The sequence below is a fragment of the Massilia sp. CFBP9012 genome (assembly GCF_034045115.1).
In the GTDB taxonomy this organism is placed as follows: Bacteria; Pseudomonadota; Gammaproteobacteria; order Burkholderiales; family Burkholderiaceae_D; genus Telluria.
The window spans coordinates 294,273-313,497 of the sequence record NZ_JAXCWM010000006.1 but is presented as its reverse complement, the minus strand read 5'-3'; the positions used below and the strand labels follow the sequence as shown (position 1 = coordinate 313,497).

General features: G+C 66.1%; 18 protein-coding genes. 11 read left to right on the top strand and 7 right to left on the bottom strand.

Going from position 1 to position 19,225, the window contains the following annotated elements:
* Positions 1-67: 67 nt before the first annotated feature.
* The 4 genes from SOM61_RS12340 (at position 68) to SOM61_RS12325 (ending at position 5,988) form a co-directional block, all read left to right on the top strand.
* Positions 68-1,333, top strand: a complete 1,266-nt coding sequence (locus tag SOM61_RS12340; RefSeq protein ID WP_320474368.1) for an Hsp70 family protein — start codon at positions 68-70, stop codon at positions 1,331-1,333.
* A 28-nt stretch (positions 1,334-1,361) separates the two neighbouring features.
* A complete protein-coding gene (locus SOM61_RS12335) occupies positions 1,362-2,030 on the top strand; it encodes a 3'-5' exonuclease (RefSeq protein ID WP_320474367.1) in 669 nt (222 codons plus the stop codon).
* A gap of 151 nt (positions 2,031-2,181) precedes the next feature.
* A complete protein-coding gene (locus SOM61_RS12330) occupies positions 2,182-3,606 on the top strand; it encodes a tetratricopeptide repeat protein (protein ID WP_320474366.1) in 1,425 nt (474 codons plus the stop codon).
* Between the two features lie 213 nt (positions 3,607-3,819).
* The gene (locus SOM61_RS12325) at positions 3,820-5,988 is read left to right on the top strand and encodes a prolyl oligopeptidase family serine peptidase (RefSeq protein ID WP_320474365.1); all 2,169 of its coding nucleotides are present in this window, start codon (positions 3,820-3,822) and stop codon (positions 5,986-5,988) included.
* Between the two features lie 94 nt (positions 5,989-6,082).
* Here SOM61_RS12325 and SOM61_RS12320 read toward each other — a convergent pair whose 3' ends face one another.
* A complete protein-coding gene (locus tag SOM61_RS12320; protein WP_123072109.1) occupies positions 6,083-6,658 on the bottom strand; it encodes a helix-turn-helix domain-containing protein in 576 nt (191 codons plus the stop codon).
* 223 nt (positions 6,659-6,881) lie between these two features.
* Between SOM61_RS12320 and SOM61_RS12315 the strand changes: the two genes are divergently transcribed.
* From SOM61_RS12315 to moaD, 6 genes are all read left to right on the top strand, one after another.
* Entirely contained in the window at positions 6,882-8,084 is a 1,203-nt protein-coding gene (locus SOM61_RS12315) for a glycine C-acetyltransferase (RefSeq protein WP_320474364.1), read from the top strand.
* A gap of 27 nt (positions 8,085-8,111) precedes the next feature.
* Positions 8,112-9,074: an NAD-dependent epimerase/dehydratase family protein gene (locus SOM61_RS12310; RefSeq protein ID WP_320474363.1), complete on the top strand. Its 963-nt coding sequence runs from the start codon at positions 8,112-8,114 to the stop codon at positions 9,072-9,074.
* A gap of 89 nt (positions 9,075-9,163) precedes the next feature.
* On the top strand, positions 9,164-10,552 hold the full coding sequence (locus SOM61_RS12305; RefSeq protein ID WP_320474362.1) for an L-serine ammonia-lyase: 1,389 nt from the start codon (positions 9,164-9,166) through the stop codon (positions 10,550-10,552).
* Positions 10,553-10,807: 255 nt separating this feature from the next.
* Complete coding sequence (thrC, locus tag SOM61_RS12300; protein ID WP_320474361.1) at positions 10,808-12,283, top strand: threonine synthase; 1,476 nt, start codon at positions 10,808-10,810, stop codon at positions 12,281-12,283.
* A complete protein-coding gene (locus SOM61_RS12295) occupies positions 12,283-13,530 on the top strand; it encodes a molybdopterin molybdotransferase MoeA (protein WP_320474360.1) in 1,248 nt (415 codons plus the stop codon). Before thrC ends, SOM61_RS12295 begins: the two co-directional genes overlap by 1 nt.
* A gap of 21 nt (positions 13,531-13,551) precedes the next feature.
* Entirely contained in the window at positions 13,552-13,809 is a 258-nt protein-coding gene (gene moaD / locus SOM61_RS12290) for a molybdopterin converting factor subunit 1 (RefSeq protein WP_320474359.1), read from the top strand.
* A gap of 38 nt (positions 13,810-13,847) precedes the next feature.
* Here moaD and dctP read toward each other — a convergent pair whose 3' ends face one another.
* From dctP to SOM61_RS12265, 5 genes are all read right to left on the bottom strand, one after another.
* Positions 13,848-14,888, bottom strand: a complete 1,041-nt coding sequence (dctP, locus tag SOM61_RS12285; protein ID WP_320474358.1) for a TRAP transporter substrate-binding protein DctP — start codon at positions 14,886-14,888, stop codon at positions 13,848-13,850.
* A gap of 230 nt (positions 14,889-15,118) precedes the next feature.
* Complete coding sequence (locus tag SOM61_RS12280; protein WP_320474357.1) at positions 15,119-15,337, bottom strand: hypothetical protein; 219 nt, start codon at positions 15,335-15,337, stop codon at positions 15,119-15,121.
* A 14-nt stretch (positions 15,338-15,351) separates the two neighbouring features.
* Complete coding sequence (locus SOM61_RS12275; RefSeq protein WP_320474356.1) at positions 15,352-16,317, bottom strand: alpha/beta fold hydrolase; 966 nt, start codon at positions 16,315-16,317, stop codon at positions 15,352-15,354.
* The gene (locus SOM61_RS12270) at positions 16,314-16,517 is read right to left on the bottom strand and encodes a helix-turn-helix transcriptional regulator (protein ID WP_123071259.1); all 204 of its coding nucleotides are present in this window, start codon (positions 16,515-16,517) and stop codon (positions 16,314-16,316) included. The genes SOM61_RS12275 and SOM61_RS12270 overlap by 4 nt, the downstream gene beginning before the upstream one ends.
* Positions 16,514-16,912 carry a hypothetical protein gene (locus tag SOM61_RS12265; protein ID WP_320474355.1) on the bottom strand — a complete coding sequence of 133 codons (399 nt, stop codon included), beginning with the start codon at positions 16,910-16,912 and terminating at the stop codon, positions 16,514-16,516. The genes SOM61_RS12270 and SOM61_RS12265 overlap by 4 nt, the downstream gene beginning before the upstream one ends.
* 136 nt (positions 16,913-17,048) lie before the next feature.
* Here SOM61_RS12265 and SOM61_RS12260 point away from each other — a divergent pair, with 136 nt between their 5' ends.
* A complete protein-coding gene (locus tag SOM61_RS12260; protein WP_320474354.1) occupies positions 17,049-18,290 on the top strand; it encodes a TIGR03862 family flavoprotein in 1,242 nt (413 codons plus the stop codon).
* On the opposite strand, the gene SOM61_RS12255 is transcribed toward SOM61_RS12260, so the two are convergent.
* Positions 18,287-19,225: an MBL fold metallo-hydrolase gene (locus SOM61_RS12255; protein ID WP_320474353.1), complete on the bottom strand. Its 939-nt coding sequence runs from the start codon at positions 19,223-19,225 to the stop codon at positions 18,287-18,289. The genes SOM61_RS12260 and SOM61_RS12255 overlap by 4 nt on opposite strands.

The window sequence follows — 19,225 nt, the reverse complement described above, 5'->3', positions numbered from 1 at the left end:
TGTAAGAGGCCGCTTACAGGGGATTCCAAATCTGGTAACATACCGCCCCTTCAATATAAAGGTTCCTATGGCGTACGCTTGCGGCGTTGACTTCGGCACGTCCAACTCCACTGTCGGCTGGCTCCGCCCAGGCACGACCCACTCCGCCCCCACGGCGCTCCTGACGCTCGAGGAGGGCAAGCCGACCCTGCCGTCGGTGGTGTTCTTCAATGCCGACGACGAACGGGTCAGCTATGGCCGCGCGGCGCTGGCCGAATACCTCGAAGGTTACGAGGGCCGCCTCATGCGCTCGCTCAAGAGCCTGCTCGGCACCAGCCTGATCGACGGCCAGACCGAGGTCGCCGGCCGCGCGCTACCGTTCCGCGCGCTGCTGTCGCAGTTCATCGGTGAGGTCAAGCGCCGCGCCGAGAGCGAGGCCGGCGTGCCGTTCGAGCGCGCGGTGTTCGGCCGTCCGGTCTTCTTCATCGACGACGACCCGCAGGCCGACCAGCTGGCCGAAGACACGCTGCGCGACGTGGCCAGTGCGGTCGGGTTCAGGGAGATCGGCTTCCAGTACGAGCCGATCGCCGCTGCCTTCGACTACGAAGCGCGGATCGACCGCGAGGAACTGGTCCTGATCGCCGACATCGGCGGCGGCACCTCGGACTTCTCGCTGCTGCGCCTCGGCCCGCAGCGCGCCGGCCGCAGCGACCGGCGCGACGACATCCTGGCCAACGGCGGCGTCCACATCGGCGGCACCGATTTCGACAAGTACCTGAGCCTGGCCAGCGTGATGCCCCTGCTCGGCTACGGCAGCAGCCTGCGCTCGGGCGCGGCGATCCCGTCCAGCTATTACTTCAACCTGGCGACCTGGCACACGATCAACCAGGCCTATACGCGCAAGAGCGTGACGCAGCTGGCCGACCTGGCGCGCGATGCGAGCGAACCGGCTAAGATCGCCCGTTTGCAGAACCTGATCGACGAGCGCGCCGGCCATTGGCTGGCGATCCAGGTGGAGGGCGCCAAGATCGCGCTGTCCGACGCCGACATGGTGCGCCTGCAGCTCGATCGCCTGTTGCCGCCCGAGACGCTCGATGTCGCCCGCGCCCAGTTCGAGGCGGCCATCGCCGGCCTGGTCGACCAGGTGGCGGCCACGGTGAGTAAACTATTCGCGGATGCCGGCGTGAAGCCGGAAGACGTGGATACGGTATTCTTCACGGGTGGCTCGAGCGGCGTCGGCCTGCTGCGCGAGCGCATCGGCGCCATGGTGCCGGGTGCGCGCCGCGTGGAGGGCGACTTGTTCGGCAGCATCGGCACCGGCCTGGCGCTGGACGCTCTGCGCAGGTTCGGTTGACAGTGGTGGTACAGAATAGGAAAGCGCAATGAGTGTTTATGATCGGCCGCTGGTGATGCTCGACTTCGAGACCACCGGCCTGTCGCCCGAGATGGGCGACCGTATCACCGAAGTGGCGGCGCTGCGCATCGTCGGCGGCGTAGTGACCGAGCGCTACGTCTCGCTGGTGAATTGCGGCGTGCGGGTGCCAAGCTTCATCACCCAGCTGACCGGGATCACGCAAGCGATGGTCGACGGCGCGCCGCCGGCGCACCAGGTGGTGCCCGAACTGCTGGACTTCATCGGCGGCGACGTGCTGTCTGCCCACAACGCCAGTTTCGACGAGAAGTTCCTCAAGGCCGAAGGCGCGCGCCTGGGCCGCACCACCTCGCACACCGGGCTGGTATGTTCGCTGAAGCTGTCGCGCCGCCTGTTCCCGGGCCTGGCCAGCTACAAGCTGGGCCTGCTCTCGAACCAGCTCGGCATCGAATTTCGCGGCACCGCCCACCGGGCCGAGGCTGACGCCCAGGTGGCCGCCGACGTCCTGCTGCACGCCGCGCGCCACCTCGGCCGCACCTGCGGCATCGAGCAGGTCGAGCCGGCGCTGCTGGTCTCGATCAACAAGGTCGCGGCCGCCAAGATTCCCGCCTTCCTCGACAAGTACGCGGCCACCGTGCGCGAACGCCGCGCCGCGGCTGCCGCCGCCACGCCGGCCTGAGGCAACTGTTGCGGCGCGCGCGCCGCTGACCGTCCGATTGTGCGGTCGCAAATCCCGAATCCCTCGCACTCCTTAAAATTTTAACAACGGGATCAAGAGCCTATCCCAGCAGATGGGACAGGCTCTAACAGCGACCGCCGAGAGGATTGCGATGAGCGAGGATGCCGCCCGACAGGGCACCGCCACCTATGAGTGGTTCCACCGCGCCGCCAGCAGCGGCAATCCCTACGCCCAGTTCAACCTGGCCCAACTGTATCTGCGGGGCGACGGCGTCGAGCGCGACGATGCGAAAGCGGCGGCCTGGATGGCGCGCGCCGCCCAGCAGCGGCTGGCCTATGCCCAGAACCACCTGGGCGCCATGTACTACAACGGCCGCGGCGTGTGCCGCGACCACGCGCGTGCGGCCCATTGGTTCCAGTGCGCCGCGGAGCAGGGCGACCGCTCGGCCCAGCACAATCTCGGCCTCCTGTACCGCAAGGGCCGCGGCGTGCCGCACTCGCACCAGGCGGCGCTCGGCTGGTTCTACCGCGCCGCCGAACAAGGCATGGCGCGCGCCCAGACCCAGCTCGCCCAGGGCTATCTGCACGGCCTGGGCGTCAACGTCAGCCACCCGCTGGCGATGGCATGGTTCCGCAAGGCCGCGATGCAGGGCCACGTGCCGGCGCAGGTGCAGCTGGCGCAGATGTATGCGCGCGGGCAGGGCGTGGCGCCCAGTCCCGGGCAGGCCCTGTACTGGTTCCGTCACGCGGCCGGGGCGGGCGACCCCATCGCCCAGCGCCAGCTCGGCCTGGCCTATGCCGAAGGCCGCGGCGCCGGCCCCGATCCGGCGCTGGGCATCCAGTGGCTCGAACGCGCGGCGGCAGGCGGCGAGCGCGAGGCGCTGTACGTACTGGGCGACCTGCTGTCCGGCGGCGGCATGGCGCGCGACAGCGCACGCGCGCTGCGCTGCTATATGCAGGCCGCTGCCCATGGCCACGTGCAGGCCCAGTACCGGGTGGCGCGCATGCTGGCCGGCGGTTGCGGCGTGCAGCGCGATCCGGCGCGCGCCCTCGAGTTCTACCTGCAGGCCGCCGAGGCCGGCGCCGCCAATGCCCAGTTCGCGCTGGGCCTGCTCTATGCCAAGGGCCAGGGCGTGCCACGCGACCCGGCCCAGGCCGCCGTCTGGTACCGGCGCGCCGCCCAGCAGGGCGACGCCAGCGCCCAGAACAACCTCGGCGCCATGTATGCCTGCGGCGAAGGCGTGCCGCGCGACGACATCCTGGCCGCCCACTGGTATCGTCTCGCGGCCCGCCAACACCATGCGCCTGCCCAGCACAACCTCGGTGGGCTGTACGCGACCGGCCGCGGCGTCGCGAAGAATCCGGTGCGCGCCTGCATGTGGGCGTGGCTGGCGCGCCAGGGGCGCGGTCTCGACAAGGCGGCGCCGGCTGACGTCGCGTTGGCCGCCAGCACGGCGGCCAACGACTATACCGCTCTGCTGAGCCCGGCCGAACGGAGCCTGGCGCGGACCCTGGTGGAGCGCTGGCTGGCGTCCAGGGCCGTTCCACGCCGGCTGCTCGGGCGTACCGGCGCATGAGCCAGCGCTTGCATCGCGGCGTCTTGCGCTGGTGTTGCGCCGGGTGTCGACTTGCATTCGCCGCATCGCTGCGTGCGTGTCATATGGTGCGTCAATACGGGTCGAGCCCTCGGTGGCGAACCGGGCGGCCGCGCCATACTCAAGCATGTCATTTCGCGCTATGATGCCCTGCGGCCACAAGCCCACACCATCATTCAACAGCCCGAGAAGAATATGCACATGAGACTCGCCACGCTCGCCGCCGTCCTGGCCGCTGCTTTCGCCGCGCCAGCGATGGGGCAGAGCTGCTCGCCAGCCGGCCCTTCGCTGACCTATCCCGTGTCGAAGAAAGTCGACCAGACCGACAACTACCATGGCACCGTGGTGGCCGACCCCTATCGCTGGCTCGAGGACGCGAATAGCGCCGAGACCAAATCCTGGGTCGATGCCCAGAACAAGGTCACCCAGGCCTACCTGGCGCAGATCCCGCAGCGCGAAGCGATCCGCCAGCGTCTCACCCAGCTCTGGAATTACGAGCGCTACAGCGTGCCGGGCAAGGAGGGCGGTCGCTACTTCTACACGCGCAATAATGGCTTGCAGAACCAGGCCGTGCTGTACACGCTCAAGAACCTGAACGACCAGCCGCGCATGCTGCTCGACCCGAACACCCTGGCGGCCGACGGCACCATCGCCCTGGCCGGCGCCGAGGTCAGCCCCGACGGCAAGCTGCTGGCCTATAGCATCGCCGCGTCGGGTTCCGACTGGAACGAGATCAAGGTGCGCGACATCGAGACCGGCAAGGACTTGCCCGACCACATCAAGTGGGTCAAGTTCTCGAGCACCGCCTGGACCAAGGATGGCAAGGGCTTCTTCTACAGCCGCTACGACGAGCCGAAAGAAGCGACCAAGCTGGCCGACGTCAACTACTTCCAGAAGCTGTACTTCCACCGCATCGGCACGCCGCAAAGCGCCGACACCCTGGTGTACGACCGCGCCGACCAGAAAGAATGGGGCTTCGGCGGCCAGACCACCGACGACGGCCGTTACCTGATCGTCACCACCACCAAGGGTACCGCGCCGAAATACCGCGTCTCGTACAAGGACCTGTCCAAGCCCGATGCCAAGGTGGTCGACCTGATCGACAACTTCGACGCCGGATACGACTTCATCGACAACGTCGGCACCGTGTTCTATTTCAGCACCGACCGCAATGCGCCGAAAAAACGCATCGTGGCCATCGACGTGAGCAAGCCTGCGGAAAACAACTGGAAAGAGATCGTCGCCGAGAGCGCCGATACCCTTACCGGCGCCGACATCGTCAACAACCAGTTGGTGCTCGAATACCTGAAGGATGCGAAGAGCGTCGTGCGTGTGGTGTCGCTTGAAGGCAAGCCGGTGCGCGAGATCGCGCTGCCGGGCATCGGCACCGTCGGCGGCCTGTCGGGCAAGCGCAACGACACCGAGACCTTTTATTCGTTTACCAGCTTTACCAATCCGACCACGATCTACCGCCTGAACCTCAAGAATGGCGAGAGCACCGTGTTCCGCCAGCCGAAGGTCGCCTTCAATCCGGCCGACTATGAAACCCGCCAGCAGTTCTACACGAGCCGCGACGGCACCAAGGTGCCGATGTTTATCGTGTCCAAGAAAGGCATCAAGCTCGATGGCTCGAACCCGACCTATCTGTACGGTTATGGCGGTTTCAATATCTCGCTGACCCCGAGCTTCTCGCCGGCCAACCTGGCCTGGATGGAAATGGGCGGCGTCTATGTGCTGGCGAACCTGCGCGGCGGTGGCGAATACGGCGAAGCCTGGCACCAGGCCGGCACCAAGCTGCAAAAGCAGAACGTGTTCGACGACTTCATCGGGGCAGCCGAATGGCTGGTCGAGAACAAGGTCACTTCGCCGAAGAAACTGGCGATTGGCGGCGGCAGCAATGGCGGCCTGCTGGTCGGCGCGGCCACCACCCAGCGTCCGGACCTGTTCGCGGCGGCGATTCCGAGCGTGGGCGTCATGGACATGCTGCGCTTCCACAAGTTCACCATCGGCTGGGCCTGGACTTCGGACTACGGCTCGTCGGAAAATCCTGACGAGTTCAAGGCCCTGGTCAAGTACTCGCCGCTGCACAACCTGAAGGCGGGCACCTGCTATCCAGCCACCATGGTCACCACGGCCGACCACGACGACCGCGTGGTGCCGGCGCATAGCTTCAAGTACGCCGCCGCGGCCCAGGCCGCGCAGGCCGGCGGCGCGCCGATCCTGATTCGCATCGATACCAAGGCGGGCCATGGCGCCGGCAAACCGACCGGCAAGCAGATCGAGGAAGTCGCCGATCGCTGGGGCTTCCTGTCGCGCGAACTGCATATGGAAGATGCTGCCAAGACGGTTGGCGGCTCACACTAGGCATTGACGGTCGTCCGGCGCTACGCCGGACGAATGAAACAACGGCCACCAGGGCAACCCGGCGGCCGTTGTTTTCTGTGCTTGCCTTGTCGACCTACCGGTGGACCACCACCAATACGGCTTTCGCCTCGGTCTTGCCCGTATTACGAATCACATGGTTCTGATCGGCCGGATACCTTGCCGTCGCCCCGTGCCTCACCTTCCTCTTCTCGTTCCCCACCTCCAGCTCGACCGCGCCGGTAATCACGGTCAGGTGCTCGCCGGTCCCTGGGTCGTGGGCCTGCGAGGCCAGCTCTCCCCCAGGCGCCAGGGTCAGCTCATACCATTCATACTTGCCGGCCAGGTCCATCGGCCCCAGGATGCGCAGGGAGTAGCCGGCATGGGCGCCGGGCAGGGTGGGGATCTCGTGGGCATCGACCACCCGGATCAATTCCGCCGTACGCACCTCGGATGACAGCAGTTCGCCGATCTGCACACCCAAGGCATTGGCCAGGCGCCAGGTGATGGCGATGGTGGGATTGGCCTTCTCGCGCTCGATCTGGGACAGCATCGATTTCGACACCCCGGCGATACGCGACAGGTCTTCCAGCGTCAGGCCACGCGCCAGCCGCAGGCGTTGTAGTGTGGCGCCAACTTCTGGTGGGGCATTGTTTGTTAGAGTGGTACTCATTTTCCGTTGCGTGCCTGTCTGCGTATTGCCTAATTCAAATTATTTATAAGTATATGTCGAGTCGCTTGCCAAGTTCATTGGCTGGGCGTAATATTCGATATATTGAATTTCTGTTCGAGATAGCGAACTTGTTCTCTACATCGAACTAGCCAACGGTACAACATCCGCCGACCGCCGGTCAAGCCGCCGGTCACGTCAAACGAACTGGGAACAGGGGAACACCATGAGCGATCAAGCTTTCTACAGCAGCCTGCAGCAAAAACTCGCGACCTTGAAGGACGAGGGCCTGTTCAAGCCCGAGCGCGTGCTGGCATCGCGCCAGGGCGCCGAAGTGGTGGCGCAGGATGGCCGTACCCTGATCAATATGTGCGCCAATAACTACCTGGGCCTGTCGGGCGACGTCGAGACCCAGAAAGCCGCCGCCGCCGCCCTCGAGAAATACGGTTATGGCTTATCTTCGGTGCGCTTCATCTGCGGCACCCAGACCGTGCACAAGGAACTCGAAAGCGCGCTGTCGAGCTTCCTGGGCACCGAAGACACCATCCTGTACGCGGCCGCCTTCGACGCCAACGGCGGCGTGTTCGAGCCGCTGTTCGACGAGAACGACGCCATCATCTCGGACGCCCTGAACCACGCCTCTATCATCGACGGCGTGCGCCTGTGCAAGGCGGCGCGCTACCGCTATGCCAACAACGACATGGCCGACCTCGAGAAGCAGCTGATCGCCGCTACCGAAGCTGGCAAGCGCCACAAGATCATCGTCACCGACGGCGTGTTCTCGATGGACGGCACCATCGCCCAGCTGGACAAGATCGTCGCGCTGGCCGAGAAGTATGGCGCCCTGACCATGATCGACGAATCGCACGCTTCCGGCTTCATGGGCGCGACCGGTCGCGGCACCCACGAGCATTGCGGCGTGATCGGCAAGATCGACATCATCACCGGCACACTGGGCAAGGCCCTGGGCGGTGCGATGGGCGGTTTCACGTCAGGAAAAAAAGAAGTGATCGAAACCCTGCGCCAGAAGTCGCGTCCTTACCTGTTCTCGAACACGCTGGCGCCGATGATCGCCGGCGCCTCGCTGGCGGTGCTGGAGCGTATCTCCAAGTCGACCGAGCTGCGCGACCGCCTGCACGAGAACACCGCCTACTTCCGCAAGGAGATCGAGCGCATCGGATTCACCATCAAGCCAGGCACCCACCCGGTGGTGCCGGTGATGCTGTTCGAAGCGCCGGTCGCGCAGAAATTCGCGGCGCGCATGTTCGACCTGGGCGTGCTGCTGTCGGGCTTCTTCTATCCAGTGGTGCCGATGGGCCAGGCGCGCGTGCGCGTGCAGATCTCAAGCGCCCACACTCGCGAGCAGCTCGACACCGTGCTCAAGGCCTTCGAACAAGCCGGCAAAGAGCTGGGCATCATCAAGAACTAATATACATAGAAGCAAGGAATCGACAGCATGGAACGCATCCTCATCATCGGCGCCAATGGCCAGATCGGCAGTGAACTGGTCAGCGCATTGGCCGACAAGCACGGCGCGCAGAACGTGATCGCCTCGGACATCGGCGACAAGAACCTGTACGGCGCCGCACGCTATACCGTGCTCAATGTGCTGGACAAGGACAGCCTCGCGCGCCTGGTGGCGGATGAAGGCATCACCCAGGTCTACCAGCTGGCCGCCATGCTGTCGGCCACCGGCGAAAAGGCGCCGCTCAAGGCCTGGAGCCTGAACATGGACGGCCTGCTGAACATCCTCGAGATCGCGCGCGAGCGTGGCGAAGCGGGCAAGCCGTTGAAGGTGTTCTGGCCGTCGTCGATCGCCGCCTTCGGCCCGACCACCCCGAGCGAGAACACGCCGCAGTTCACGATCATGGACCCGACCACGATCTATGGCATCAGCAAGCTGGCCGGCGAGCGCCTGTGCGAGTACTATCACAGCAAATATGGCGTCGACGTGCGCAGCATCCGCTATCCGGGCATCATCTCGTATAAATCGCCTCCGGGCGGCGGCACCACCGACTACGCCATCGCGATCTTCCACGCGGCCCTGCGCGGCGAGACCTATGAGTGCTTCCTGGGGCCGGAAACGACCCTGCCGATGATCTACATGCCGGACGCGATCCGCGCCACCATCGAATTGATGGAAGCCCCAAGCGAACAGGTCGTCATCCGTTCGTCGTACAACGTGGCCGGTGTGTCGTTCAACCCGCGCGAACTGGCCGCGGCGATCTCGAAGGCGCTGCCGGCTTTTTGCATCGACTACAAGCCGGACAGCCGCCAGCAGATCGCCGACTCCTGGCCGAAGAGCCTGGACGACAGCCGCGCCAGCGCCGACTGGGGCTGGAAATCGCGCGTCAAGGTCGACGAGATGGTCGATTCGATGCTGAAGAATATCGATGTCGGACTGGGCGTCGCGGCCTGAGCACCGCTGCTCCAGGATCCACATCCAACGGCCTGCCGCCTTGATGCGCCAGGCCGCAATCATTATAAGAACCGAAAAGTGAGACAAGCATGGACATGAGCGTTTTCGATTTGTTCAAGATCGGCATTGGCCCGTCGAGTTCCCACACCGTGGGCCCGATGGTGGCCGCGCGCCGCTTCCTGCTAGAGAGCGGAATGCTGGAACAGGCGGTCGGCGTCGAAGCCCACCTGTATGGCTCGCTGGCGCTGACCGGCGTCGGCCACGCGACCGACAAGGCCGTGATCCTCGGCCTGATGGGCGAAACCCCGCAGGGCGTCGACCCGATCGCAGTCGAGGACAAGCTGGCCGAAGTGGAGCTCGACGGCGTGTTGCACCTGCTGGGCACGAAACCCGTGCCGTTCAGCACGAAAACGCACCTGGTCTGGCACAAGGCCTCGACCTTGCCGGAACACCCGAACGGCATGCGCTTCGTGCTGCAGCTGCAGGACGGCAGCATCATCGAGCGCATTTATTATTCGGTCGGCGGCGGCTTCATCACCGCGGCCGGAGAGAGCCAGGCGCGCGCCGCCGATACCGCTGCGGCGCCGGTGCCGTACCCGTTCGACACGATGGCTCAGCTGCTCGAGCATGGCCGCCGTCATAGCCTCTCCATCCCGCACATGCTGCGCGCCAACGAGTGCACGCGCATGGGCAACGAAGAGCTGGACGCCGGCCTGGACAATATCTGGCGCGTGATGCGCGAGTGTATCGGCCACGGCCTGGTGACCGAGGGCCGCCTGCCGGGCGGCCTGGACGTGCGGCGCCGCGCCGCCGGCCTGTGGAAGCAGGCACAGCAAGCGCAACAGCAACCGCTGAACGCCTTGCCGCATGACGCGGTGCAGCAGGTGACCCTGTACGCGATGGCCGTCAACGAAGAAAATGCGGCCGGCGGCCGGGTCGTCACTGCGCCAACCAATGGCGCGGCCGGCATCATCCCGGCGGTGCTGCGCTACTACGCCGAGGATTGCCGGCCGATCGATCCGCAGCGCGGCGTGCGCGATTTTTTGCTGACCTCCGCTGCGATCGGCATGCTGTGCAAGAAGAACGCCTCGATCTCGGGCGCCGAAGTCGGCTGCCAGGGCGAAGTGGGTGTGGCCTGCGCGATGGCGGCGGCCGGCCTGGTGGCGGCGCTCGGCGGCAGCAATGAGCAGATCGAAAACGCGGCCGAGATCGGCATCGAGCACCACCTGGGCATGACCTGCGACCCGATCGGCGGCCTGGTGCAGATCCCGTGCATCGAACGCAACGGCATGGGCGCGATCAAGGCGCTCACCGCCGCCTCGCTGGCGCTGAAGGGCGACGGCACCCACTTCGTGAGCCTGGACAGCGCGATCGAGACCATGCGTCAAACCGGGGCGGACATGCAGGTCAAGTACAAGGAGACCTCGCTCGGCGGGCTGGCGATTCATGTGGTGACGGTCAACCACGCGGCTTGCTGAAAGGGGCGTGGCTGCTCGGCGGGCTTGGGTTCCCGCCTTCGCGGGAACGACGTTGTTCCGAATCGCGGGATGATCGACGAGCGCGATTCCTTTGTTGATTCGAAGCCGTCATTCCCGCGCAGGCGGGAATCCAAGTGCGCACACCACCTCACCCAATTTTATTCACTCAAACAAGTTTTTTGCAGCACAGCATACATTTCCGCCCGCTCCCACTATAATAAAGTTTCAATGTGAGCCAACCGGATCTTCAACTGTATGCATTATGTGTCCACCCGCGCGACCAGCGCGTCCGCAGCACGCAATCCCCAGCAATTCTCCGACATCCTGCTAGGCGGCCTGGCCCCGGACGGCGGACTCTACCTGCCGGCCGAGTACCCGCAGGTGACTGGCGCCGAACTCGATGCATGGCGCAAGCTGTCCTACGCCGAACTGGCCTATGAAATTCTGCGCAAGTTTGCCACCGACATTCCGGACGCCGACCTGAAGGCCCTGACCGCGCGCACCTATACGCCAGAGGTCTACCGCAACGCCCGCGCCGACGAATCGGGCGCGGACATCACGCCGCTGCGCGTTCTGGAAGACGGCGCGCAGGGCAAGCTGGTGCTGCAGGCCTTGTCGAACGGCCCGACCCTGGCCTTCAAGGACATGGCGATGCAGTTGCTGGGCAATCTGTTCGAGTACGCGCTGGCCAAGAACAGCGATGAACTGAACATCTTCGGCGCCACCTCGGGCGACACCGGCAGCGCCGCCGAGTACGCGATGCGCGGCAAGCGCGGCGTGCGCGTGTTCATGCTGTCGCCGCACAAGAAGATGAGCGCCTTCCAGACCGCCCAGATGTTCAGCCTGCAAGACCCGAACATCTTCAATATCGCGGTGGAGGGCGTGTTCGACGATTGCCAGGACCTGGTCAAGGCGGTCTCGAACGACCTCGAGTTCAAGGCGCGCCAAAAGATCGGCACCGTCAACTCGATCAACTGGGCGCGCGTCGTGGCCCAGGTGGTGTACTACTTCCGCGGCTATCTGGCGGCCACCACCAGCAACGACCAGAAAGTGTCGTTCACGGTCCCGTCTGGGAATTTCGGCAATATCTGCGCCGGCCACATCGCCCGCATGATGGGCCTGCCGATCGACAAGCTGGTGGCCGCCACCAACGAGAATGACGTGCTGGACGAATTTTTCCGCACAGGCGTTTATCGCGTGCGCAAGCCGTCCGAGACCTTCCACACCAGCAGCCCGTCGATGGACATCTCCAAGGCCTCGAACTTCGAGCGCTTCGTCTATGAACTGGTGGGCCGCGACGCCGATCGCACCCATGCGTTGTTCCGCAAGGTCGACACCCATGGCGGCTTCGACCTGTCCGGCGCGCCGGGCAGCGATGGCGACGAGTTCAAGTCGGTTGCCAAATTCGGCTTCCTGTCGGGCCGCTCGACGCATGCCGACCGCCTGGCCACGATCCGCGACGTCGCCGACGACTACGGCATCACGATCGACACCCACACCGCCGACGGCATCAAGGTCGCGCGCGCACACCTGCAGCCTGGCGTGCCGATGATCGTGCTCGAGACCGCGCTGGCGGCCAAGTTCAACGAAACCATCCTGGAAGCGCTGGGCCAGGACGCAGAGCGTCCCGCCGGCTTCGAGGACATCGAATCGCTGCCGCAGCGCTTCGTGGTCATGCCGGCCGACGTCGACCGCATGAAGGCCTATATCGCCGAACACACGGGGCTGTGATGAACGCGCCGGTACCCAAAGCCCCCATGCTGTCGGTGCGCGAAGCGCTCGACTTCCTGCTCGAGGCCGCACGGCCCGTCGAGCAGGTGGAGACCATCCCGACCCTCGAAGCCAACGGCCGCGTGCTGGCGGCGGACCAGCTGGCGACGATCGACGTGCCGTCGGCCGACAATACGCAGATGGACGGCTACGCCGTGCGCGCGGAGGATTGCGCGAACGGCAGCGCCACCCTGAAGGTCAGCCAGCGCATCCCGGCCGGCAGCGTCGGCCATGAACTGGAGGCCGGCACCGCGGCGCGCATTTTTACAGGCGCGCTGATTCCGCCAGGCGCCGATGCGGTGGTGATGCAGGAGCAGGCCGAGGCGGTCGGCGACAGCGTCACCATCCACCATGCGCCGCGCGCCGGCGAGTGGATCCGCCGCAAGGGCGAAGACATCAGCTCGGGCGCCGTGATCCTGCCGGCGGGCAGCCGCCTGCGCAGCCAGGAGCTGGGACTGGCGGCCTCCGTCGGCCTGGCCAGCCTGGCGGTGCGCCGACGCCTGCGCGTGGCGGTGTTCTTTACCGGCGACGAGCTGACCATGCCGGGCGACGTGCCGCCAGAAGGACTGAAGCCCGGCGCGATCTACAATTCGAACCGGTTCACCCTGCGCGGCCTGCTGGAGAACTTCGGCTGCGAGATCAGCGACTTCGGCATCGTGCCCGATTCGCTGGAAGCGACCCGCGCCACCTTGCGCGAGGCGGCGCGCGAGAATGACCTGATCATCACTTCGGGCGGCGTCTCGGTGGGCGAGGAAGACCACATCAAGCCCGCCGTGGAAGCGGAAGGGCGCCTGTCGATGTGGCAGATCGCTGTCAAGCCAGGCAAGCCACTGGCGTTCGGCGAAGTGCGACGCGAGGATGGCTCGGCGTTCTTCCTGGGCCTGCCGGGCAATCCGGTATCGAGCTTCGTCACCTTCCTTCTGTTCGTGCGGCCTTTCCTGCTGCGCCTGCAGGGCGTGACGGGCCAGGTCGAGCCGCAGGGGTATGCCGTGCGCGCCGATTTCGAGCTGCCGAAGGGCGACCGCCGCAACGAATTCCTGCGCGCGCGCCTGAATGCGGGCGGGGGACTGGACCTGTTCCCGAACCAGAGCTCGGGCGTGCTCACCTCGACGGTATGGGGCGATGGCCTGGTCGACAACCCGGCGGGCAACCGCATCGCCGCGGGCGATCTGGTGCGCTTTATCCCGTTCGCCGAGTTACAGTATTAGAAGCACAGCACTAGGAAAGACATGAAGATCAGTTTGAAATACTTCGCCGCGCTGCGCGAAGCAGTGGGTACCGGGCATGAGCAGCTGGAATTGGCGCCGGAAGTCACGACAGTGGGCCAGGTGCGCGAATTGCTGCGCGCACGCGGCGGCGTGTGGGCCGAGGCCCTGGCACCGGAACGCGCGGTGCGCATGGCCCATAACCAGGTCATGTGTGGCGCCGATACGCCAGTCCTTGAGGCCGCCGAAGTGGCGTTTTTCCCGCCGGTCACCGGCGGTTGATAGGAGCCGGCCCGGGTTCAAAGGGGCCGGCTTTTCCATCACAAGGCCGCAATCGACTCCTCGGCCAAGGCCATCAATTTCGCGCAGTTGCTGTTACGGGCCGCGAAATCCTTCCACGCCGTATTGCGCGCCACCGACTGCCAGCCGCGCAGGGCCTCCGGATTGAGGTCGACCACGCGCGCGCCGACGCCGCGATAGACCGACACCACCTCCGCATCGTCGATGCGCGCCATCTTCATCGCGAACTGCTCCAGGTCGGCGCCGACCTTGAGGATGGCTTCCTGCTGCGGTTTGGCCAGGCGCTCGAACACGGTGCGCGACATCAGCAGCGGCTCGAACATGAACCAGTAGGAGCCGCCGCGCGCCGTGGTCAGCGAGCGCGCCGTCTCTTGCAGGCGGAAAGACATCAGGGACGTCGACGATGTCAGGGCGGCGTCGAGCGCGCCGCTGCGCATGGCATTGTAGATCTCGTTGGACGGCAGGCTGACGACGGTCGCGCCGGCGTCCTGCAGCAGCATGTCCATCTCGCGCGAGCCGCCGCGCACCTTCAGGCCGCGCACGTCCTCGGGCGTGACGATCGGATTGCCGCGCGAGGCGACCCCGCCGGCCTGCCAGATCCAGCTGACGATCACCAGCCCTTGCTCGTTCAGGATGCGCGACAGCTCGCGCCCGACCGGGGCGTTCTTCCAGCCATAGCCTTGGTCGTAGGACGTGACCAGCGCCGGCATCAGCCCGATATTCGCTTCCGGCGCCTCGCTGCCCGCATACGACAGCGGCACCAGGGCCATGTCGAGCGAACCGCTGCGCAGGGCGCCGAACTGGGCATTGGGCTGCATCAGGCTCGACCCCGGGTGGATCGAGAACTTCAGGCCGCCGCGCGTGCGCTTCTCGACCTCGGCCGCGAACATGCGGCACAGCCGGTCGCGAAAATCGCCCTGGGCGATGCTGCCGCCGGGGAACTGGTGCGAGATCCTGAGATTGCTGGCCTGCGCCCAGGCGGACTGCATCCATAACGGACTGGTCGCGATCGCGCCCAGCATTGCCCTGCGGGTCGTGAACGACCGGTTGATTACCGACATATACATCCTCCAAGATGTTTTAACGGACTGCCGGGTGAATCGTGGCTAACCTCGTCGAGCGGGCGCCATCGTTCACCTTGGCGTGTACAAGAATATTCCTGCTACACCGCATGTCAAGCGGAATATTGCAGCTATGACAAAGGCATGCAGTTAAGGTACAGCCGTGCCAACGCGGCAGTATCGCGCAGGCCAATGGAACCGGCCTTGACCCATCTTGGAGAATGTTGGGGTCAGCGTCCCTTGTCGGTGATCGCCTGGCTGGCCGCACGCCAGCGCGCGGCGACGAAGATGGCGGCCGCGGCGAGCGACCACAGCAGGGTCGGCCCCCAGGTGTGGGCCAGGCTGTCGCCGCGCATCAGGTCGATTGCGCACAGCAGCAGGAACATGGTGCCGGCGGCCAGCAGGTACTGGCCGATCCAGTGGAATAAAGGACGAGATGCAGGACGCATGAAACGGATTCCTTTCAACGGCGGTCGAGATAACGGCGCAGGATGCCGGCCAGCGCCAGCGGCTGGTCGATCATCAGGAAGTGGCGCGACGGCGCGATCGGCGCCACCTCGACCGAGGCAATCCCTTCGACCAGCATCCGGTAGTGCTCGACCTTGTCGTTCACCGTCAACGCATCCTGAGCCGCATCGTACTGGTAAAACGGCGCCACGACCAGCACCGGGGCAGTGATTTTAGACAGGCCAGGACGCAGGTCGAGCGCCAGCAGGTCGGCCACGTAGGCGCCGACCGCCTCGCGATCGCTGCGCAGCAGCAGCGGCGTGATGTCGTCGGCCTTGCCGATGTCGAGCACGCCCTGGCCGCGCATATACTGGCGCTGCTCGGCGGCATAGGCATCCGGCCGGCTGGTCGCCATGCGGTTGCGCACATTGATCGCCGCCTGCGGGCGCTGCTGCGGCGGCATGTTCTCGGTGCCGGGGAAGACCGGCAGGCCGTCCAGCGCCACCACGCCGCCGATGCCGTTGCCGAGGTCCTGGGCCACGGCATAGGCCAGCGTGCCGCCCAGGCTGTGGCCGATGATGACCGGCTTGTCGAGCTTGCGCCCGGCGATCAGGCCGCGCAGGGCGGCGCGAGCGCCTTCGAACGGCGCCCAGTCGGACGTGGCGCCTGGCGCCGGACGGCCATCGAAGCCGGGCAGGGTGACCACGTACAGCGTGAACTCGTCCTTGAACTGGCGGATCGTTTCCTGCCACACCCACGGGCCGCTGGCCAGGCCGGGGATCAGGATCACGGGCCGGCCGCGGCTGCCGTGGCGCTCGACCAGCAGGCCGCCGGATTCGAAGCGCTCGGCCGGTTCGATGGTGGCGGCGAATCGGTTCGCGACCGGCGCAGTCGGGGGCGTCGCCTGCACTTGGGCCTGGGCGATGGAAGCGGCGCCGGCAAGCAGTGCGGCGAGTGCAAACAACAGGGAAGCTTTCTTCATGCGGTCTCCTGATCGGGGGAAAAGATGGCTTCGACCGGCAGGCCGAACAACCGTGAAATGGCGAAGGCGAGCGGCAGGCTGGGGTCGTAGCGCCCGGTCTCGATCGCGTTGATGCTCTGGCGCGAGACGTCGAGGCGTTCGGCCAGGTCGGCCTGGCTCCAGCCGTGTTCGGCCCGTAGTTCGCGGATGCGGTTCTTCATCGCTGGCGCAGCGCCCGCACCGTGCAGACCACGGCAGTGGTCGCCCCGAGCACCATCCAGACCGCGAACATCGACAGGCGCGGATAGCCGGCGGTCTCGAGGAAGCCGTAGCTGAAGGTGAGCCCGGCGGTGAGTGCGGCGGCCAGCGCGAACGATTCGAGCAGGAAGCGGCGCGTGTACTCATCGACCCGGTCCAGGTGGCGCGCGATGGCCCACAGCATCAGGCAGAATCCCAGCATCGGCGACAGCAGGACCACGGTGCGCAGCACGCCTTCTTCCATCGGCCGGCCGTAGAGAATCGTCGCCACCAGCAGGATCGCGTACACCGCGAAGGAGATGCCCAGCTCGCGCAGGTAAGCCTTGCCGACGCGTTTTTCATGTGTGTTCGTCTTCATGGTCCAGCCCTCGTGGAGTAAAGGATGCTTTACATCGTATGCGCGTGACGATGTCATGTCAAGCATCCTTTACATCCTCTTTGGCTGCCCGAACTCGACTACAATGCTGGTCCTTCCTTCCGCACCCCGCACCGTCATGACCCAGTCTCCACTATCCTCCAAGCGTGTCGCCGTGATTGGCGGCGGCCCCGCCGGGCTGATGGCGGCCGAGGTGTTGGCGCAGGGTGGCGCGCAGGTCGACGTCTACGATGCGATGGCCAGCGTGGGCCGCAAGTTCCTGCTGGCGGGGAAGGGCGGCATGAACATCACGCATTCCGAGCCTTATCCCGATTTCGTGGGGCGATATGGCGCGCGGCAGGATGAGGTGGGGCGCTGGCTGGAGGGCTTCGACGCCGACGCCGTACGCGCCTGGATCCACGAGCTCGGCATCGAGACCTTTGTCGGCACCTCGGGCCGGGTCTTCCCACTCGAGATGAAGGCGGCCCCGCTGCTGCGCGCCTGGCTGCACCGCCTGCGCGAGTCCGGCGTGCGCTTTCACATGCGCCATCGCTGGCTGGGCTGGCAGGATGGCAAGTTGCGCCTGGCCACGCCTGAGGGCGAGCGACTGGTCGAGGCCGACGCCACGATCCTGGCGCTGGGCGGCGCCAGCTGGGCGCGCCTCGGCTCGGACGGCGCCTGGCAGCCGCTGCTGGCCGAGCGCGGGGTTGCGCTGTCCCCGCTGGCGCCCGCCAACTGCGGCTTCGACGTCGGCTGGAGCGAGCATTTCAGCAGCCGCTACGCCGGTGCGCCCCTGCTCACGGTGGCGGCCGGTTGCCAGGACCAGGATGGGACGATCGCCTGGCGCAAGGGCCAGTTCGTCATCACCGGGGGCGGCGTCGAGGGCAGCCTGGTGTATGCGCTGTCGGCGCCGCTGCGCGAACAGATTGAGCGCGATGGCAGCGCCACCCTCTGGCTCGACCTCGCGCCTGACCACGACGCCGAGCGGGTGTTCGACGAAGTGACGCGCCCGCGCGGCTCGCGCTCGATGTCCAGCCATCTGCAGAGCCGGCTCGGCATCAAGGGCGTCAAGGCCGGGCTGCTGCACGAGTGCCTGTCGCGAGAGGAGTACGCCGACCCCGCGCGTTTGGCCGCCGGCATCAAGCGCCTGCCGCTCAAGCTGCTGCGGACGCGACCGATCGATGAGGCGATCAGCAGCGCCGGTGGCGTGCGCTTCGACGCGCTGGCGGATCGCACCGCGATGCTGGCCGCGCTGCCGGGCGTTTTCGTGGCGGGCGAGATGGTCGATTGGGAAGCGCCGACCGGAGGGTATCTGCTTACCGCCTGCTTCGCGAGTGGCCGCACTGCGGGACGCGATGCGCTGAGCTGGCTGGCTTCTTAGTCCAGTGGCCGGAAGGCATAGGCCTGGCCGCTCCGCGTGACATGGCCGATGCCGGGAAAGTCCAGGTGGGCGCCGGCCACCAGGTAGCCGCCACCAGTCACGCGTTTCAACACCTCCATGCGGGTCGAACGGGCCCAGGCCTGGTCTTCGTCGAGTTCCCAGGTGATCTCGGGCCGGCCGAACTGGACGAACGGCGCGTGCACGATATCTCCCCAGAACAGCAGCCGTCCAGCCTTGCTGCGCACCTCGTACATCGTGTGTCCGGCCGAGTGCCCGGCGGCCCTGACCGCCCTGACGTGGTCGCTGATCGCGAAGTCGTGGTCGATCGGGACGATGCGGTTGCGCAGCACGCCGAGCCGGCCGGTGATCGTCGCGATTTCTTCCCTGGGCACGTAGATCTGCTGCGCATTCGGAAAGCCGTCGGTCCCGTCGGCGGTGATCAGACCGTTCACGTGGTCACGGTGGGTGTGCGTGATCGCCACCTGCGTGATGCTGTCCTTGTCGATGCCGGCTTCCTTCATCGCTTCGGGCAGCAGGCCCATCGATGGGGCCCAGGTGTCGGCGGCGCCGGTATCGATCAGGATCGCCCGGGATTGTTCAATCACCACATAGGCATTCACCGACAGCCGCAGCTTGCCGTCGGCCAGCGGCATGCCCGGCGGCAGGGCGCCCAGCGGCTCGCCGTTCACTTGCCGCAGGCGCGCCGGCGGCATGTCGACGTGGCCGTCGCGCAAGGCGACGATCTTGAGCTCGCCGAACTGCCAGGACACGTAGTTGCGGCCGGCGGCAAGGCGCTTCATGCTTGGGGCGGCTTGGGCAAAGACCGTTTGCGGCAGCGTCGCGGCCGCGATGCCGGCGCCGAACAGCGCTAGCAGCTGCCTGCGCCGTGCCTCAGGCGCGGCGGCAGGGGGGGATTCGCAAGGTGTTACACGCAT